Below are 16,003 nucleotides of genomic sequence, written 5' to 3'. Positions count from 1 at the left end.
GGCAAATTGTCTGAACGTGGAAGCGAATATAGTGCATATCATTTTTGTATGCAATTTTTGAATTCACTGTGCTAACATGAATCGCACAGAATAGAGCTTCGGCCCGGGCGCCCCGCCCGCGCCGGCAGGCCTTGCGGCAGACACCGGCGGGCCTTGCCGGACCACCCGCCGCGGCGTTCACGCACTTCCAGCAGGAGACAACGCATGGCAGCAAATCCGTCGCCGTCCGCCGCAGAGACTGGCACGCGCATCATGGCCTGGGCCGACGCCCTGGCCGTCCACACCGAGCAGCCCGGCATGCTCACCCGTACCTACCTGACCGAGGCCCACCACGGCGCCGCCGCGCAGCTGACCGAATGGATGCAGCAGGCCGGCATGACGGTGCGGCGCGACGCCGCCGGCAACGTGATCGGCCGCTATGAGGGCACCACGCCCGACGCGCCAGCGCTGCTGACCGGTTCGCACTTCGACACCGTGCGCGACGGCGGCCGCTATGACGGCAACCTCGGCGTGATCCTGCCGACCGCGTGCGTGGCCGAATGGAACCGCCAGGGCAAGCGCTTCCCGTTTGCGATCGAGGTGGTCGGCTTTGCCGAGGAAGAGGGCGTGCGCTTCAAGGCCACGCTGCTGGGCAGCCGCGCCATCGCCGGCACCTTCGACAACAACGTGCTGGACAACGTCGACGACAGCGGCAAGACCATGCGCCAGGTGATGCGCGAGGCCGGTTTCGACCCCGCTGCCTTGCCCGCCGCCAGGCATGACCGCAGCCAGGTCGCGGCCTTCATCGAAGTCCATATCGAACAAGGTCCGGTGCTGCTCAATGAAAACCTGCCGGTGGGCGTGGTGACCGCCATCTCCGGCGCCACCCGCTTTATCGTCGAGCTCGAAGGCCTGGCTGGCCACGCCGGCACGGTGCCGATGGACATGCGCCGCGACGCCGCCATGGCCGGGGCCGAGATCGGCCTGTATATCGAGAAGCGCTGCGGCGGCAAGCCGGGCCTGGTCGGCACGGTCGGCCAGTTCAACGTGCCCAACGGCGCCACCAACGTGGTGCCCGGCCATGCGGTGTTCTCCATCGACATCCGCTCGGGCATTGATGCCGAGCGCGAGGCCGCCGCCAACGACGTGCTGGCCGAGATCGAGCGTGTGTGCGCGCGCCGCAACGTGCGCGCGCAAGTGCGCAAGACCCACGAGGCGAAGAGTGTGCCGTGTGCCCCGTGGCTGCAAGAGCAATGGGCCGCCGCGATTGCCCGCCAGGGCGTGCCGGTGCGCCACCTGCCGTCGGGCGCCGGCCACGACGCCATGGCCATTGCCGCCATCGCCGACGTCGCCATGCTGTTTGTGCGCTGCGGCAACGGCGGCATCAGCCACCATCCCACCGAAACCATGACCGCCGAGGACGCAGCCCTGTCCGCGCGCGTGTTCAGCGATTTCGTCGAGCACTTCCGCCTGCCGCAGTAAGCCAGCAGACTCCCCGGAACCCACCCGAACCCTCCTCCGTAGTTAAGAGAACAAGTCATGACCGCACGAGACAATATGAACCCGACTGAAACCACGCTGACGCAATTCATCGACCAGCACCGTCCGGAACAGGAAGCCTTCCTGGCCGAACTGGTCAAGGTTCCCTCGGACAACCCCGCAGGCGACTGCGACGCCCATGGCAAGCGCGCCAAGGAACTGCTGGAGGGGCTGGGCTTCACGGTGGAGGCGCACAAGGTGCCGGACGAGCTGGTGAAGGCAGCCGGCATGATCAGCGCCACCAACCTGGTCGTGCGCAAGCAGTTCGGCACGGGCGGCCCGACCATCGCCATGAACGCCCACGGCGACGTGGTGCCCCCGGGCTTGGGCTGGACCAAGGACCCGTACGGCGGCGAAGTGGCAGACAGCGAGCACGGCCCGGTCATGTACGGCCGCGGCGTGGCGGTGTCCAAGTCGGATTTCGCCACCTACACCTACGCCGTGCTGGCGCTGATGGAGGCCGAGAAGCAGGGCGCAACGATCAACGGCGCGGTCGAGCTGCAGTTCACCTATGACGAGGAAACCGGCGGCGACATCGGTCCCAAGTTCCTGCTCGACAACAACCTGAGCAAGGCCGACTACGCCATCTCGGCCGGCTTCTCGTATGGCATCACCTCGTCGCACAACGGCTGCCTGCACGTCGAAGTGACGGTCAAGGGCAAGCAGGGCCACGCCGCCATGCCGCACACCGGCGTGGACGCGATCGAAGCCGCCACCCACATCCTGCAAGCCATCTACGGCCTGCGTGCCGAGCTGGCCACGCGCAAGTCCAAGGTGCCGGGCATCGACACCGCCACGCTGAACGTGGGCCTGATCAAGGGCGGCATCAACACCAACGTAGTGCCTGACCTGGTGACCTTCCGCGTCGACCGCCGCATGATCCCTGAGGAAATCGGCTTCGACGCCGAAGGCGAGATCCGCGCCGTGGTGGAAAAGGCCGCCAAGGACCGTCCGGGCATCGAAGTGAAGGTCGAGCGCATCATCCTGGCCGAGCCGCTGTCGGAACTGCCGGGCGTGGAAAAGCTGATCGGCGCCCTGAAGAGCCGTGCCGAGTCCGTGTTCGGCGTGGAGATCCCGGTGCAAGGCGTGCCGCTCTACACCGACGCCCGTCACTACACCAAGCGCGGCATCCCGACCGTGCTGTACGGCGCCGGCCCGCGCACGCTGATGGAAGCCCGCGGCCATAACTCGGACGAGAACCTGCGCCTGAACGACCTGAACCGCGCTACCAAGGTGGTGGCGCTGGCGCTGTCGGACCTAATGAAGTAAGGCTTGGGCGCCGGAAGGCGCCGGGCTTTGCTGCGCAAGACGCCATGGAGGAATCCGTGGCGTTTTTGTTTGATGCGGGCGGGATGGGATTGATCCCGCCGCTCACTTCTAGTCTGCCATTCCGGGACTCTGCAGTATTTCCGCCCGCCAGGCCGCGAACTCGGCTTCGACTCGCTCGTGAGGTATTCCTTCCCCAGCTCGGATGCTCGCTCTGCCTGCTTCAACCTTGGCGCGCAGGTAGTCGTCGTCATCGTAGACATGCTCGCAAAACTCCAGTACACGAGCATCAGGTCAGCGATTACATCCGAAGCGGGACGCTGTTCAACCTCGATCGCCTGCAGGAATGCGAATTTGAGCTTTGCATCCAGCGTAATGGTGAAGTCAGTTTTCTTGGGCATGGGCAGGTTCCGATGAGGTGCTCTGACCATAGCCATTCTTCAGACTGCCATCCCATCGCTCAAGCAGACTCGTCTGCCGCAACAACGGAAAAGTCTCTTATCCCGGCAGCGTCATCGCCCCCGCCCCCAGCACCCGTTGCATCAGCACCGTGTCGATCCACTGCCCATGCTTGAACCCCACCGCCTCCAGCCGGCCGACAGTGCGAAAGCCCAGCCGCTCATGCACGGCCAGCGAACCGGCACCTTCGCCGCCGGCGGTGCAGGCGATCACGGCGACCATCTGGCGCCAGGGACCGGTCTCGCAGCGGGCGACCAGTTCGGCCAGCAGGGCCTGGCCCAGGCCCTCGCCGACGCGGCGGTGGTCGATATAGATCGAGTCCTCGATGGCAAAGCGGTAGGCGCTGCGCGCGCGGTAGGACGAGGCATAGGCATAGCCCAGCACCTCGCCGTCGCGCACGGCGACCAGGTAGGGCAGGCCCTTGCGCTGCACTTCGGCAAAACGCTGCTGCATCTCGTCCAGGCCCGGCGGCGCTTCCTCGAACGAGGCGCGGCCGTGCAGCACATGGTGCGCGTAGATGGCGTGGATGGCGGGGACGTCGGCGGGCGTGGCGTCGCGCAGGGTAAAGGGTTTGCGCGTGCCGGCGGACGGCGTCGTGGCGGAAAGGGTAGTGGAAGTCATCGGGAATGGCGCCCTATGCAAGGACTTGGGGCAACGCAGGATGCGTGCCGGGCACATGCACCAGCGTGATGCTGCGCGAGGGCCGGTGTCTTGTATATAGTGCGGATTGATTTGCACCGCATTAGTGCCAACGCCCCGGGGCGAGGCACGGCAACGACAAGAAAGGACCCTGCCATGATCACCATCTACCACAACCCCCGCTGCTCCAAGTCGCGCGAAACGCTCGCCCTGGTCCAGGCCGCCAGCGAGCGGCTGGGCGAACCGGTGGAAATCGTGGAATACCTGAAAGAGCCGCCGTCGCTGGCCACGCTGCGCCAGTTGCACACCATGCTGGGCGTGCCGGTGCGGGAGATGCTGCGCGACAACGAAGCGCCGTATGCCGAGCTGGGCCTGGCCGATCCCGGCCTGACCGAGGCCGAGCTGCTGGCGGCCGTGGCTGACAACCCGATCCTGCTGCAGCGTCCGGTGGTGGTGCGCAACCGCCGCGCCGCGATCGGCCGGCCGCCCGAGAACGTGGCACCGCTGCTGGGCCTGAGCTAGCCAATGCACGGCCCCAAATAAAACCGGCCCCCACGTTGTGGGGGCCGGCCGGTGCTTGAGGCAAACAGCTTCAGGCGGGTCGTCTAATGAACACCCAGCCAGTGCATGGCCTCCTGACCGAAAGCGATGGCCGCAAGCACGACCAGCAGCACCACCAGCGTCACCGTGCTGACGTATAGCGTGGCCTTGGCAACTTCGGCGTCCTCATCCGAGGTGTGGCGATGGGTAATGGGTGTGGCGCCCCGCGTGGCATGCGGCCAATGAATCCGGCCGGCCAGGTCTCTCAAGTGCAGGTCGGTATGAAAACGCATGATCGACACCTCCTCGGCAGGCGCCGCGCGATCCGGGCAACATGGCTCAAATGGCATATGGCGTGGCTGCGCAAGTGCGCCGGATAGTCTGTGGCTCGTTTCGCCCGGTACGCCATATCCGCTTCTACTATAGGCGCGCTGGCGTCAGATGCTAACGCAAGCCTGCAAGGGGCGTGCCGCCGGGGCTGCCGCGGCGCAGCAACCGATTCAGGGTTGCCCGGGCGAAGGTGAGGGCTCGCTACCGTCCGTTTCCTCGTCGGGCACCAGGCTGGCCAGTGCGCCCTCGCGCTCACGTAGCGTAGCCAGCATGTTGCAGAACAGCGCACCCTGTTCGAGCGCATCGTCCAGCGCCACATGGGTGTGCGGCAGCGGATCCATCCAGGCGGCCGGGAAGGCCGCCTTGACGGTCTTGCGATAGGGGCGCCCGGTCAGCGCAAAGCCCAGCGTCTTGATGTCGAGGGCGGCCCAGCCAAAGGGCGAGCGCCCGGCGAACCGCATCATGTACCAGAACATCCAGGTGAAATCGAAGCCGGCCGGGAAGGCCACGAAGACGGGCTTGCCGGGCAGGCTCTCGACCCATTCGACATAGCGGACCATGGCGTCCTCGGGCCGCTGCAGGTCGCGCCGGCAGGCGCTCCAGGCCTCGGGCTGGGTCTGCCACCACTGCATCTGCACCGGGTGGCCGGCGGCGCCGGGCAGGGTCTCGAGGTTGGCGGAAAACGTGCCCACCACGGTCTTGTCCGCCAGCATCGCCGCGGACGCGAACGACAGCATCGAATGCGGGCCCGGGATCGGGCCGTCAGCCTCCACGTCGGTGCTGACGTAGATCTCCGGGCGGGTGTCGGGCGCCTGTCGCTTGGCCATGGCGTCAGCCCACGTCGATCAGATGGTCAGCCACGTAGGGGTTGTTGCGACGCTCTTCGCCGAAGGTCGAGACCGGGCCGTGGCCGGGGATGAAGGTTACGTCCTCGCCCAGCGGCCACAGCCGCGTGCGGATCGAGCGGATCAGGTCGGCGTGGTTGCCGCGCGGGAAGTCGGTGCGGCCGATCGAGCCGGCGAACAGCACGTCGCCCACCACCGCCAGCCGGTTTGCGCGCGAGAAGAACACCACGTGGCCGGGCGTGTGGCCGGGGCAGTGGTAGACCTCCAGCGTCTCGTTGCCGAACTGCACGGTGTCGCCGTTCTCCAGCCAGCGGTCTGGCTCGAAGCTCTCGGCCTGGCCGAAGCCGAAGCGGCGCGTCTGTTCGGGCAGCTGCTCGATCCAGAAGCGCTCGTCCTGCTGCGGGCCTTCGATCGGGATGCCCAGCTCGCGCGCGAGCGCCGCGGCGCCGGCGCAGTGATCGACATGGCCATGTGTCAGGAAGATCTTTTCCAGCGTGACGCCTTGCTCCTTGACCGCCGCGCGGATGCGATCCAGGTCGCCGCCGGGATCGCAGACCGCGGCGCGGCCGGTGCTTTCATCGATCAGCAGCGAACAGTTTTGCTGGAAGGGCGTGACGGGAATGAGCAGGGCTTTCATGGACGATTTCTTGTGCGCCGGGCGCCTTCTGGCCGGGCGCCACGGACTGGCCCGCACGAACGGCGGGCGGTGCCCAGCATTGTAGCGCCGGGCGGCGATTCACCGCCCGCAAGGCAAGCCGCGTGCTTTATGCGTTACCCGTGCGAAAGCCCCGTCTCGGGCGGAAATCCCTTGCCACAAGCGGGATTCCGGGCAGATAGGCCACGATGGTGCGAAATCGCACAGACTTCGTAACAAATTGAAAGAGATAGTCGTAAAGAGTCAATGTTAGACTGCCGCCCATGTTACGGATCTCCGCTCTCGCCAAGCGCTGGCAACGGCTTGCCAAGCTCGGCGCATGCACCGCATGCGCCGTGGTGCTGGCCGCCTGTGCCACGCCCCCTGAAGGCGACCACGCAAGCAACGACAACGCAGGCGCCGTGCCCACGCGCGCGACGAAGAGCGGCAAGGCCGGCAGGACCGATCGCACCGACGCCGACAAGTCCGCGCGTGCCTCGGACAGCGGCAGCTGGAACCTGTTCGGCTATGACGCGGACGAAGGCCGCAGCGGCAGCTCGCTGGAAGGCCTGCGCGCCGACATCGGCACGTTCGAGCAGCGCGGCGTCGCGTCCTGGTACGGCAAGGGCTTCCACGGCCGCAAGACCGCCAACGGCGAACGCTTCGACATGCGCGCCATGACCGCCGCCCATCCTTCGCTGCCGCTCGACAGCTGGGTGCTGGTGCGCAACCTGCGCAATAACAAGGTAGCAGTGCTGCGCATCAATGACCGCGGGCCGTACCACGGCAACCGCGTACTGGACGTGTCCTTCGGCGCTGCGCGCCGCCTCGGCTTCGTCGACCGCGGCGCCACCAACGTTGAAATCCGCCGCCTGACGCGCACCGAAGTGGCCGCGCTGGGTCCGCAGGTCGAGGCCGGCGGCACCGAGGCCGGCGACGGCAGCGGCGACGACGACGTATCCGTGCCGGAACTGGCCAATTCGCTGGCGCCCGCCAAGGCGCGCAAGTGGACCAGGGCCAGCGGCAAGACCGTCAAGCGCACACGGCGCTGACCAGCGCAGCGCCGCCGCATGCCGCCGCGCGCTGACACCTCCGCTTTACCTTCCTCCTCCCCATCCCGGGACCACGCGCGGGCCGCGTCAGTCCTGTGCCTGCCCCGCGCGCTGCGCCAGCGCCAGCTGGTAGAGCGCATCGGTGCCGGCGCCGGTGATGGCGGCCGCGAGCTTGGCGGCGCGCTTGGCCGGCAGCTCCGCCAGCAGCAGCGCCAGCACGCGCTGGGCTTCGGCATCCGGCAAGCCGTCCGCGGCCGTTGCGACGCCAGCGCCTTCCACCACCAGCACGAATTCCCCCTTGGCCCGGTTCGGGTCGGCGGCCAGCCAGGCCGGCGCCTGCGCCACTGGCAGCACCGCGATGTCCTCGAACAGCTTGGTCAGTTCACGCCCGACCAGCAGCCGGCGCTCGCCTGGCAGGCCCGCGGCCAGCGCGGCCAGCGTGTCGGCAATGCGGTGCGGCGCCTCGTAGCAGACCCAGGCGTGGTCCAGCGCCGCCAGCCGGGCGATGGCCTCGGTGCGCGCCTTGGGCTTGTTGGGCAGGAAGCCGACAAAGGTGAAGCGGCCCTCGCCGGCATCGAGCATGTCGCCCGCCACCGACAGCGCGGCCACCGCGGCACTGGGCCCGGGCAACGGCACCACCGGATGGCCGGCGGCGCGCACCGCCTCGACCAGGCGCGCACCCGGGTCGGAGATGCCCGGCGTACCGGCATCCGAGACGTAGGCGATGCGCTCGCCGGCCGCCAGGCGCGCCGCGATGCGGACCGCGGCCTCGCGCTCGTTGTGCTTGTGCACGGCCACCAGCGGCCGCTGCAGGCCCACGCGCGACAGCAGCTGGCCGGTATTGCGGGTGTCTTCGCAGGCCACGGCGTCGGCCAGGCCGAGCACATGCAGCGCGCGCAGCGACAGGTCGGCGACGTTGCCGATGGGCGTGGCCACGACATAAAGGGTGCCGGCCGGGTAGGACTGGCTGGCCGCCAGGGAGATCCAGTCACTCATGCTTGAGAACTTCCGTTGATGCGATCATTCAAATCCACCACGCAGTTGCAAACCACACAGCTACGCGGTGCGCAGGCGGAGGACCGGGCCCTGGCACACCTGCGGCGCCAGGGCCTGGAGCCCGTGGTTCGCAATTATCGCTGCAAAGGCGGCGAGATCGACCTGGTCATGCGGGCGCCGGACGGCACGCTGGCGTTCGTGGAGGTGCGCCGGCGCAGCGGCCGGGGCTTCGGCGGCGCCGCCGCCAGCGTCACGCCGGCCAAGCAGCGTCGCGTGCTGCTGGCGGCCGCGCATTACCTGGCCACGCTGGCGCAGGTGCCGCCGTGCCGCTTCGACGTGGTGGCCCTGGAACCCGGCCGGCTGGACTGGCTGCAGCATGCCTTTGACCAGAATGCTGCTGGGGCTGTTTCATATGCGTGGCAGACCCTGAGGTACGATCCGCGGATCGCAATGGCAACAACAAGGCCCCCAGAGCCATGAGTATCGACAGTATCCAGCAACAGTTTCTAGACAGCGCCGAGACCAAGCGACAGGCTGCGGCGGTGATGGCCCCTTATATCGCCGCCGCCGTGGAACGCATGGTCGGCGCGCTGACCAGCGGCAACAAGATCCTGGCCTGCGGCAACGGCGGCTCCGCAGCTGATGCGCAGCACTTTGCCGCCGAACTGGTCGGGCGCTTCGAGCGCGAGCGCCCAGGCCTGGCCGCGATCGCACTGACCACCGACAGCTCGATCCTGACCGCGATCGGCAACGACTATGACTTCAGCAAGGTGTTTTCCAAGCAGGTCGAGGCGTTGGGCCAGCCCGGCGACATCCTGCTGGCGCTTTCCACCTCGGGCAATTCGGCCAACGTGATCGCCGCCATCGAAGCCGCGCGGCAGCGCGAGATGGCCGTGATTGCGCTGACCGGCAAGGGCGGCGGCACCATTGCCGGCCTGCTCGATGAATTCGATATCCACCTGTGCGTGCCGAGCGAGCGCACCGCGCGCATCCAGGAAGTGCACCTGCTGACCCTGCATTGCCTGTGCGACGGCATCGACGAGGCACTGCTCGGGGAAGCCTGATCCTGCCTTCCTTCCATTCCCAACATCCAGCCACAGCAAGGACCGCATGACGAACCTGCCCACTACGCAAGCCCCCCGGAACGGCGCCGGCGCGCGCCATCCTTCCCGCACCGCCGGCCTGGGCCGCGCCAGCCTGGCCGCGGCGGCCGTGCTGGTCTGCGCCACCCAGCTCGCCGGCTGCTTCCCCGTGATCGCCGGCGCCATGGGGACCGGCGTGGCCATGGCCACCGACCGTCGCCCGGCCGCCACCCAGACCGTGGACCGCGGCCTGCAGCTCGAGGCCGAGAGCACCATCAACTCGCGCTACAGCGGCCAGGCACGCGTCAACGTGACCGTGTTCAACCGCAAGGTGCTGCTGACCGGCGAAGCCAGCAACGACAACGTCAAGCAGCAGATCGAACAGTACGTGCGCGGCCTGCCCAATGCGCGCGTGGTGATCAACGAGCTTGAGATCGTCAACTCGCCCGGCTTCATGACCCAGAGCCAGGACGCCTACCTGACCAGCAAGGTCAAGACGCTGATGATGACCGCCGAGGGCGTGCCGTCCAACTCGATCAAGATCACCACCGAGAAGAGCGTGGTCTACCTGCTGGGCGTGGTGACCGCGGCCGAGGGCGACCGCGCCACCGACGTGGCGCGCAATGCCTCGGGCGTGACCAAGGTGGTCAAGGCCTTCGACTACGTCAACGACACCGAGCGCGCGCGCCTGGACGCGGCTTCCACCTCGCAGAACCCGTCGTTCGACGGCAATGTCGGCACGCCGGCGCCGGTGCAGTCGGTGCCGGGCGTGGGCGGTCCGGTCGATGCGCCGGCCGGTGCCGCCGCTGGCACGGCGGCGACCACCAGCCCGGTCGCCGCACCGGTGACTTCGCCGGTGACACTGCCGCCGGGCCGCAACCTGCCCTGAGCGCCCCCCGTCCAGCTGCCGGGGCCGATCTCGACGGCGTCCGCTCATGCGGACGCCGTTTGTCCTTCTGCGGTTTTCACCGCACACCGCCCCGCCCGATGTGCTACGGTTGCCACGCCGGCCGCCCCCAGCGGAGTCCAGCGCCGGCCCCCACACGGAGCGAGACCATGACAATCTTCCCCCGGCCCGCTGTGTTGCTGCGGCTGGCGCTGCTGGCCGCGGCGCTGTGCGGCGCCCGGCCGGCGCTGCCGGCAGACAGCGCCGCCCCTGCCACCGATGCCGCGCTGCGTGCGCGCAGCCAGGCCGCTGCCTGCACCAGTTGCCACGGCCCCGCCGGGCGGGCGCCAGCGGGCAGCACGATCCCGCCGCTGGCCGGCCGCCCGCAGGCGGAACTGGCCGCGCAGATGCAGGCCTTCAAAGCCGGCACGCGGCCGGCCACGGTGATGCACCAGATTGCCAAGGGCTACAGCGACGACCAGATCGCGGCCATCACGGCGTGGTTCGCCGCGGTGCGCTGACAGCGGGGGACTACCATGCAAAGACGAAGCTTCCTGGGCGCCGCGGGCGCCGCAGTACTGGGTTCGGTCGGGGTCGGGGCGGCACGCGCCGCGTCGCCGGCCAAGGTGGTGGTGGTGGGTGGCGGCTACGGCGGCGCCACCGCCGCCCGCTACCTGCGCGAGTGGAGCGGACAGGCGATCGAGGTCACGCTGGTCGAACCCAATCCGGCCTTTGTCTCCTGCCCCCTGTCGAACCTGGTGCTCGGCGGCAGCCGGCAGCTGGCGGACCTGACCTTGCCGTACGACGCGCTGGTGCGCCGCCACGGCGTGCGGCTGGTGCGCGATACCGCCGTGGCCATCGACCCGGCCAAGCGGACCGTGCGCCTAGCGGGCGGCTCCACGCTGCCGTACGACCGCCTGCTGCTGTCGCCGGGCGTCGAGATGATGAGCGATGCGCTGCCCGGGCTGAAGCAGCCCGGCGGCGACCAGGTCCTGCACGCCTGGAAGGCCGGCCCACAGACCGTGGCGCTGCGCCGCCAGCTGGAGGCCATGCCGGACGGCGGCACCTATGTCATCAGCATCCCGCTGGCGCCGTACCGCTGCCCGCCGGGACCGTACGAGCGCGCCTGCCAGGTGGCGTACTACTTCAGGCAGCACAAGCCGCGCAGCAAGGTGCTGATCCTCGATGCCAACCCCGACATCACCTCCAAGGCCGGGCTGTTCCGCAAGGTGTGGGCGTCGCAGTACCCCGGCCTGGTGGAATACCGGCCGCAGTTCAACGCGGTGGATGTGGACCCCGCCACGCGCACGCTCAAGTTCGACGTGCAGGACGACGAGCGCGCCGATGTGCTCAACGTGCTGCCGCCCCAGCGCGCCGGCGCGATCGCGGTGTCGGCGGGGCTGGCCACGGCCAATGGCAAGTGGTGCGAGGTGGACTTCGTCACCTTCGAGTCGCGCGCCGCGGCCAATATCCACGTGATCGGCGATGCCATCCAGATCGCGCCGCTGATGCCCAAGTCGGGCCATATGGCCAACCAGCACGGCAAGGTCGCGGCCGCGGCCATGGTCGCGCTGCTGTCGGGCCGGGCACCTGACCCGCAGCCGCTCTACAACAACACCTGCTACAGCTTCACCTCCGACCGCGAGGCGGTGCATGTGGCCAGCGTGCACCGCTATGACGCGGCGCAGAAGACCATGGTCACGGTGCCGGGATCGGGCGGGTTGTCGGAGGCGCCGAACCAGCTCGAAGGCGACTACGCGCTGGCGTGGGCAAAGGGCATCTGGGCGGAGATGCTGGGGTAGGGGCAGGACGGCTCGCCCTGCCGCGCGGCAGGCGCGAGCCATGCCCCGAAGGCCGCGGGCTGCTACCCTATGGGTTTTGTCCGGCACTGCGCCGGGCCGCACCCCCAGCCCCCTCATGCAAGCCAGAGACCGTCTCCTCGCCCTCGCCATTGTCTGCGTCTGGGGCGTCAACTTCGTCGTGATCAAGGTTGGCCTAGCGGGCATGCCGCCGATGCTGCTGGGTGCGCTGCGCTTTCTGCTGGTGGCGTTCCCGGCGATCTTCTTCGTGCCGCGCCCGCGCGTGCCGTGGCGGCTGCTGCTGGCCTACGGCGTCACCATCAGCCTGGGCCAGTTCGCCTTCCTGTTCTACGCCATGGCGGTCGGCATGCCGGCCGGACTGGCCTCGCTGGTGCTGCAGTCGCAGGCCTTCTTCACGCTGGCCATTGCGGCGCTGTGGCTGGGCGAGCCGGTGCGCTGGCACAACATTGCGGGCATGGCAGTGGCGGCGGGCGGGCTGGCCCTGATCGGAGCCGGTGCCGGCAGCGCCGGCGGCATGAGCGTGGCGGGCTTCGTGCTGACGCTGTGCGCGGCGTTCTGCTGGGCCAGCGGCAATATCGTCAGCAAGAAGATCGGCCCGGTCGACCTGCTGGGGCTGGTGATCTGGGGCGCGCTGATCCCGATCGTGCCGTTCGCGCTGCTGTCGCTGTGGGTCGAGGGCCCGGCGCGCATCATGCAGAGCGTCACCCATGTGTCGGGCATGGCCGTGTTCGCCGTGGCCTACCTGGCCTTTGCTGCGACGGTGTTCGGCTACACCATGTGGGGCCGCCTGCTGACGCGCTACCCGGCCAGCCAGGTGGCGCCGCTAACGCTGCTGGTGCCGGTGGTGGGGCTGGTGTCGGCGCATGTGCTGCTGGGCGAGGACCTTTCCGGCGCGCAGTGGGCGGGCGCGGCAGTGGTGATGGCCGGGCTGCTGCTCAATGTGTTCGGCCAGCGCCTGTGGGCGGGCAGGGCGCTGGCGCGCCGCTGATCCGCCCGCCGCGCTTATGCTGTGCTGCATCAGTGGGTAAACACTATATGCGCATTCACGCATATACGAATATATTGGATGCCATGGAAGAGCTGGATCGCGTATTCGAAAAGGTATCGGGCTACTTCAGCCTGTTGGCGGAGCCGACGCGGCTGAAGATCCTGCACGCCTTGTGCGATGGCGAGAAGCCGGTCAGCACGGTGGTCGAGACGGTGGGTTCGTCGCAGACCAATGTGTCGCGGCATCTCAACGCGATGTACCGCTCGGGCGTGCTGTCGCGCCGCAAGGAGGCGAACCTGGTGTTCTATGCCATTGCGGACGAAAGCGTGATCGAGCTGTGCCGCACGGTCTGCGTGCAGGTGGCGAGCCGGCTGGAGGATAGCGCCTTGTCCTCCGGCGTGGTCGACCGCTTCATGGCACAGCCGGCACCCGAAGCCCCGGCGCGCAGGCGGCGCACCGCTGGCTAGCTCAGCTCTTCCGGCAAACGGATCGCTGCCGCACCCGTTGCAGCGGCCCGATAACAGGCACGCCGACCGGTCCATAGGACCGTGGCGAGCGCGCCGGAGGAGACTGATTTGCAGGAACGGAACCGGCCCGGGCGCATCGTGCCCGCGCCCGAGCACTTCGTCAGCGCATCGCTGCAGCAGGACATCGGCCGGCACGGCCTGGACGCGCCGCGGCGCGACTTCCTGCGCAAGAGCTTCCTGGGCGCGGCCGCGGGGATTGCCGCCGCCACGGCGGGCCGCCAGGCGCTGGCGGCCGACGGCGATCCCGCCATCCTGCAGCCGCAGCCCTGGGCCACCTCGCTCGGCCAGCCGGTGGCGGCACGCCCGTACGGGCAACCCTCCGTGCATGAGAAAAACCTGGTCCGGCGCGAGTCGCCGGGCCTGACGCGCGTCTCTGCCGCTTCGGTGGCCTTCGCGCCGCTGCAGGGCTTCTTCGGCATCATCACGCCCAACGGCCTGCATTTCGAGCGCCACCACCAGGGCTGGCACGATATCGACCCGGCCCGTCACCGCCTGATGCTCAACGGCCTGGTGCGCACGCCGCGCGTCTACACCATGGACGACCTGATGCGCCTGCCGGCGGTGTCGCGCATGCACTTCATCGAATGCGGCGCCAATACCGGCATGGAATGGGGCAATGTGGCCGTGCCCACGGTCCAGTACACCCACGGCATGCTGTCGTGCTGCGAGTTCACCGGCGTGCCGCTGCGGGTGCTGCTGGACGATGCCGGCGCCGACCTGCGCCGCGGCCGCTACCTGCTGGCCGAAGGTGGCGATGGCTCGTCGATGACGCGCACCATCCCGATGGAGCTGGCCGACGAGATCATCGTCGCCTGGGGCATGAACGGCGAAATGCTGCGCCCCGAGAATGGCTATCCGCTGCGCCTGGTGGTGCCGGGCGTGCAGGGAGTGTCGTGGGTCAAGTGGCTGCGCCGGCTGGAGCTGGGCGACCAGCCCTGGAACGCCAAGGACGAGACCATCCACTACGTGGACATGATGCCGGACGGCAAGCTGCGCCAGTACACCTCGATCCAGGAGTGCAAGTCGGTCATCACCACGCCTTCGGGCGGGCAGCAGCTGGTGGGCAAGGGCTTCTACAACATCAGCGGGCTGGCGTGGTCGGGGCGCGGGCGCATCAGGCGTGTCGATGTCTCGACCGACGGCGGGCGCAACTGGCGCACCGCGCGGCTGGAGGCGCCGGTGCTGTCCAAGTGCCTGACGCGCTTCAACCTGGACTGGGTCTGGGACGGCGGCCCCGCCATCCTGCAAAGCCGCGCCATCGACGACACCGGCTACGTGCAGCCGAAGCTGGGGCAGCTGCGCGCGGTGCGCGGCACGCGCTCGATCTACCATAACAACGCGATCCAGAGCTGGCAGGTGGCAGCAGGCGGCGAGGTGTCCAATGTCCATGTGGGCTGAGTTCAGGACCGCCGCTGCCCTGGTGCTGGCAGCCGTCAGCGCCGCCCCGGCCTGGGCAGGCACGGCCGACGCGCGCGCGGCGCTTGGCCGCACCGCTTCGCCCGCCGAAGTCGCCGCGTGGGACATCGACGTGCGCCCGGACTTCCAGGGCCTGCCCAGGGGCAGCGGCACGGTGGCGCAGGGGCAGAAGGTCTGGGACGGCAAGTGCGCGTCGTGCCACGGCGACTTCGGTGAATCCAACGAGGTGTTCTCGCCGCTGGTCGGCGGCACCACGGCCGAAGACATCAGGCGCGGCCGCGTGGCCGGCATGACCGGCAACCAGCCGTACCGCACCACGCTGATGAAGGTCAGCACCGTCAGCACGCTGTGGGACTACATCCACCGTGCCATGCCGTGGAATGTGCCCAAGAGCCTGAGCGTGAGCGACGTCTACGCCGTCACCGCCTATATGCTGCACCTGGGCGAGATCGTCCCGGCCGACTTCACGCTGTCTGACGCCAATATCGCCGAGGTCCAGCGGCGCATGCCCAACCGCGACGGCATGACCACCGGCCACGGCCTGTGGCCGGGGCGCGGCCGCCCGGACACGCGCAATACGGCCTGCATGAAGGACTGTACCGGCAAGGTGGTGATTGCCTCGTCGATACCGGACTATGCTCGCGATGCCCATGGCGAGTTGGCGCAGCAGCAGCGGGCCTTCGGCCCGGTGCGCGGCGTGGCCGCGGGCAATGCCGCATCGAAAAGTGCTGCATCAGCGTCTTCGGAACCGGGCGCGCCGGGCGCGCGCCTCACCGGCCAGTACCAGTGCATGGCCTGCCACGCGATGGACCGCAAGCTGGTGGGGCCGTCCTTTGCCGACATCGCCGGCAAGTACAAGGGCCAGGACGCGCATGCCGCGCTGGCGCGCAAGGTCAAGGCGGGCGGGCAGGGCGCATGGGGCAGCGTGCCGATGCCGCCGCAGCCGCAGATCCCGGATTCGGACGTGCAGGCCATGGTGGGCTGGATTCTTGAGGCAAAATAGCG

Annotated in this window: 18 protein-coding genes; 13 read left to right on the top strand and 5 right to left on the bottom strand. The window is 68.7% G+C overall.

Annotation, left to right across the window (positions count from 1 at the left end):
* Positions 1 to 204 precede the first annotated feature (204 nt).
* Together KB879_RS30290 and KB879_RS30285 are read left to right on the top strand one after the other, a co-directional pair.
* Positions 205 to 1,461 carry an allantoate amidohydrolase gene (locus KB879_RS30290; RefSeq protein ID WP_013958337.1) on the top strand — a complete coding sequence of 419 codons (1,257 nt, stop codon included), beginning with the start codon at positions 205 to 207 and terminating at the stop codon, positions 1,459 to 1,461.
* A 57-nt stretch (positions 1,462 to 1,518) separates the two neighbouring features.
* A complete protein-coding gene (locus tag KB879_RS30285; protein ID WP_013958336.1) occupies positions 1,519 to 2,787 on the top strand; it encodes a M20/M25/M40 family metallo-hydrolase in 1,269 nt (422 codons plus the stop codon).
* Positions 2,788 to 3,282: 495 nt separating this feature from the next.
* Here KB879_RS30285 and KB879_RS30280 read toward each other — a convergent pair whose 3' ends face one another.
* Complete coding sequence (locus KB879_RS30280) at positions 3,283 to 3,864, bottom strand: GNAT family N-acetyltransferase (RefSeq protein WP_013958335.1); 582 nt, start codon at positions 3,862 to 3,864, stop codon at positions 3,283 to 3,285.
* 174 nt (positions 3,865 to 4,038) lie between these two features.
* Here KB879_RS30280 and arsC point away from each other — a divergent pair, with 174 nt between their 5' ends.
* Positions 4,039 to 4,404: an arsenate reductase (glutaredoxin) gene (gene arsC, locus KB879_RS30275; protein ID WP_013958334.1), complete on the top strand. Its 366-nt coding sequence runs from the start codon at positions 4,039 to 4,041 to the stop codon at positions 4,402 to 4,404.
* An 83-nt stretch (positions 4,405 to 4,487) separates the two neighbouring features.
* On the opposite strand, the gene KB879_RS30270 is transcribed toward arsC, so the two are convergent.
* From KB879_RS30270 to KB879_RS30260, 3 genes are all read right to left on the bottom strand, one after another.
* Positions 4,488 to 4,715 (bottom strand): hypothetical protein, encoded by a 228-nt coding sequence (locus KB879_RS30270; RefSeq protein WP_010812133.1) that lies wholly within the window; start codon positions 4,713 to 4,715, stop codon positions 4,488 to 4,490.
* Positions 4,716 to 4,922: 207 nt separating this feature from the next.
* Complete coding sequence (locus KB879_RS30265) at positions 4,923 to 5,579, bottom strand: exonuclease (RefSeq protein WP_211980406.1); 657 nt, start codon at positions 5,577 to 5,579, stop codon at positions 4,923 to 4,925.
* 4 nt (positions 5,580 to 5,583) lie between these two features.
* Positions 5,584 to 6,234, bottom strand: a complete 651-nt coding sequence (locus KB879_RS30260; protein WP_013958332.1) for an MBL fold metallo-hydrolase — start codon at positions 6,232 to 6,234, stop codon at positions 5,584 to 5,586.
* Positions 6,235 to 6,515: 281 nt separating this feature from the next.
* On the opposite strand from KB879_RS30260, the gene KB879_RS30255 reads away from it, so the two are divergent.
* Complete coding sequence (locus KB879_RS30255; protein WP_194946812.1) at positions 6,516 to 7,283, top strand: septal ring lytic transglycosylase RlpA family protein; 768 nt, start codon at positions 6,516 to 6,518, stop codon at positions 7,281 to 7,283.
* Positions 7,284 to 7,370: 87 nt separating this feature from the next.
* On the opposite strand, the gene rsmI is transcribed toward KB879_RS30255, so the two are convergent.
* Positions 7,371 to 8,279: a 16S rRNA (cytidine(1402)-2'-O)-methyltransferase gene (gene rsmI, locus KB879_RS30250; protein ID WP_211980405.1), complete on the bottom strand. Its 909-nt coding sequence runs from the start codon at positions 8,277 to 8,279 to the stop codon at positions 7,371 to 7,373.
* A gap of 18 nt (positions 8,280 to 8,297) precedes the next feature.
* Between rsmI and KB879_RS30245 the strand changes: the two genes are divergently transcribed.
* From KB879_RS30245 to KB879_RS30205, 9 genes are all read left to right on the top strand, one after another.
* Entirely contained in the window at positions 8,298 to 8,759 is a 462-nt protein-coding gene (locus KB879_RS30245) for a YraN family protein (protein WP_211980404.1), read from the top strand.
* Positions 8,756 to 9,343 carry a phosphoheptose isomerase gene (locus tag KB879_RS30240; protein WP_211980403.1) on the top strand — a complete coding sequence of 196 codons (588 nt, stop codon included), beginning with the start codon at positions 8,756 to 8,758 and terminating at the stop codon, positions 9,341 to 9,343. The genes KB879_RS30245 and KB879_RS30240 overlap by 4 nt, the downstream gene beginning before the upstream one ends.
* Before the next feature lie 46 nt (positions 9,344 to 9,389).
* The gene (locus KB879_RS30235; protein WP_013958327.1) at positions 9,390 to 10,250 is read left to right on the top strand and encodes a BON domain-containing protein; all 861 of its coding nucleotides are present in this window, start codon (positions 9,390 to 9,392) and stop codon (positions 10,248 to 10,250) included.
* Positions 10,251 to 10,417: 167 nt separating this feature from the next.
* Positions 10,418 to 10,768: a c-type cytochrome gene (locus tag KB879_RS30230; protein WP_013958326.1), complete on the top strand. Its 351-nt coding sequence runs from the start codon at positions 10,418 to 10,420 to the stop codon at positions 10,766 to 10,768.
* Positions 10,769 to 10,783: 15 nt separating this feature from the next.
* Positions 10,784 to 12,049, top strand: coding sequence for an NAD(P)/FAD-dependent oxidoreductase (locus tag KB879_RS30225; RefSeq protein ID WP_013958325.1), 1,266 nt, complete (start codon positions 10,784 to 10,786; stop codon positions 12,047 to 12,049).
* Between the two features lie 115 nt (positions 12,050 to 12,164).
* On the top strand, positions 12,165 to 13,055 hold the full coding sequence (locus tag KB879_RS30220) for an EamA family transporter (RefSeq protein ID WP_211980402.1): 891 nt from the start codon (positions 12,165 to 12,167) through the stop codon (positions 13,053 to 13,055).
* Between the two features lie 47 nt (positions 13,056 to 13,102).
* Entirely contained in the window at positions 13,103 to 13,522 is a 420-nt protein-coding gene (locus tag KB879_RS30215) for a metalloregulator ArsR/SmtB family transcription factor (protein WP_013958323.1), read from the top strand.
* A gap of 108 nt (positions 13,523 to 13,630) precedes the next feature.
* Complete coding sequence (gene soxC, locus KB879_RS30210; RefSeq protein WP_153954253.1) at positions 13,631 to 14,980, top strand: sulfite dehydrogenase; 1,350 nt, start codon at positions 13,631 to 13,633, stop codon at positions 14,978 to 14,980.
* Positions 14,964 to 16,001: a c-type cytochrome gene (locus KB879_RS30205; RefSeq protein WP_211980401.1), complete on the top strand. Its 1,038-nt coding sequence runs from the start codon at positions 14,964 to 14,966 to the stop codon at positions 15,999 to 16,001. The genes soxC and KB879_RS30205 overlap by 17 nt, the downstream gene beginning before the upstream one ends.
* Positions 16,002 to 16,003 lie beyond the last annotated feature (2 nt).

This window comes from Cupriavidus sp. KK10, assembly GCF_018223725.1.
Classification (GTDB): domain Bacteria; phylum Pseudomonadota; class Gammaproteobacteria; order Burkholderiales; family Burkholderiaceae; genus Cupriavidus; species Cupriavidus necator.
This window is presented reverse-complemented; position numbering and strand designations above follow the sequence as displayed.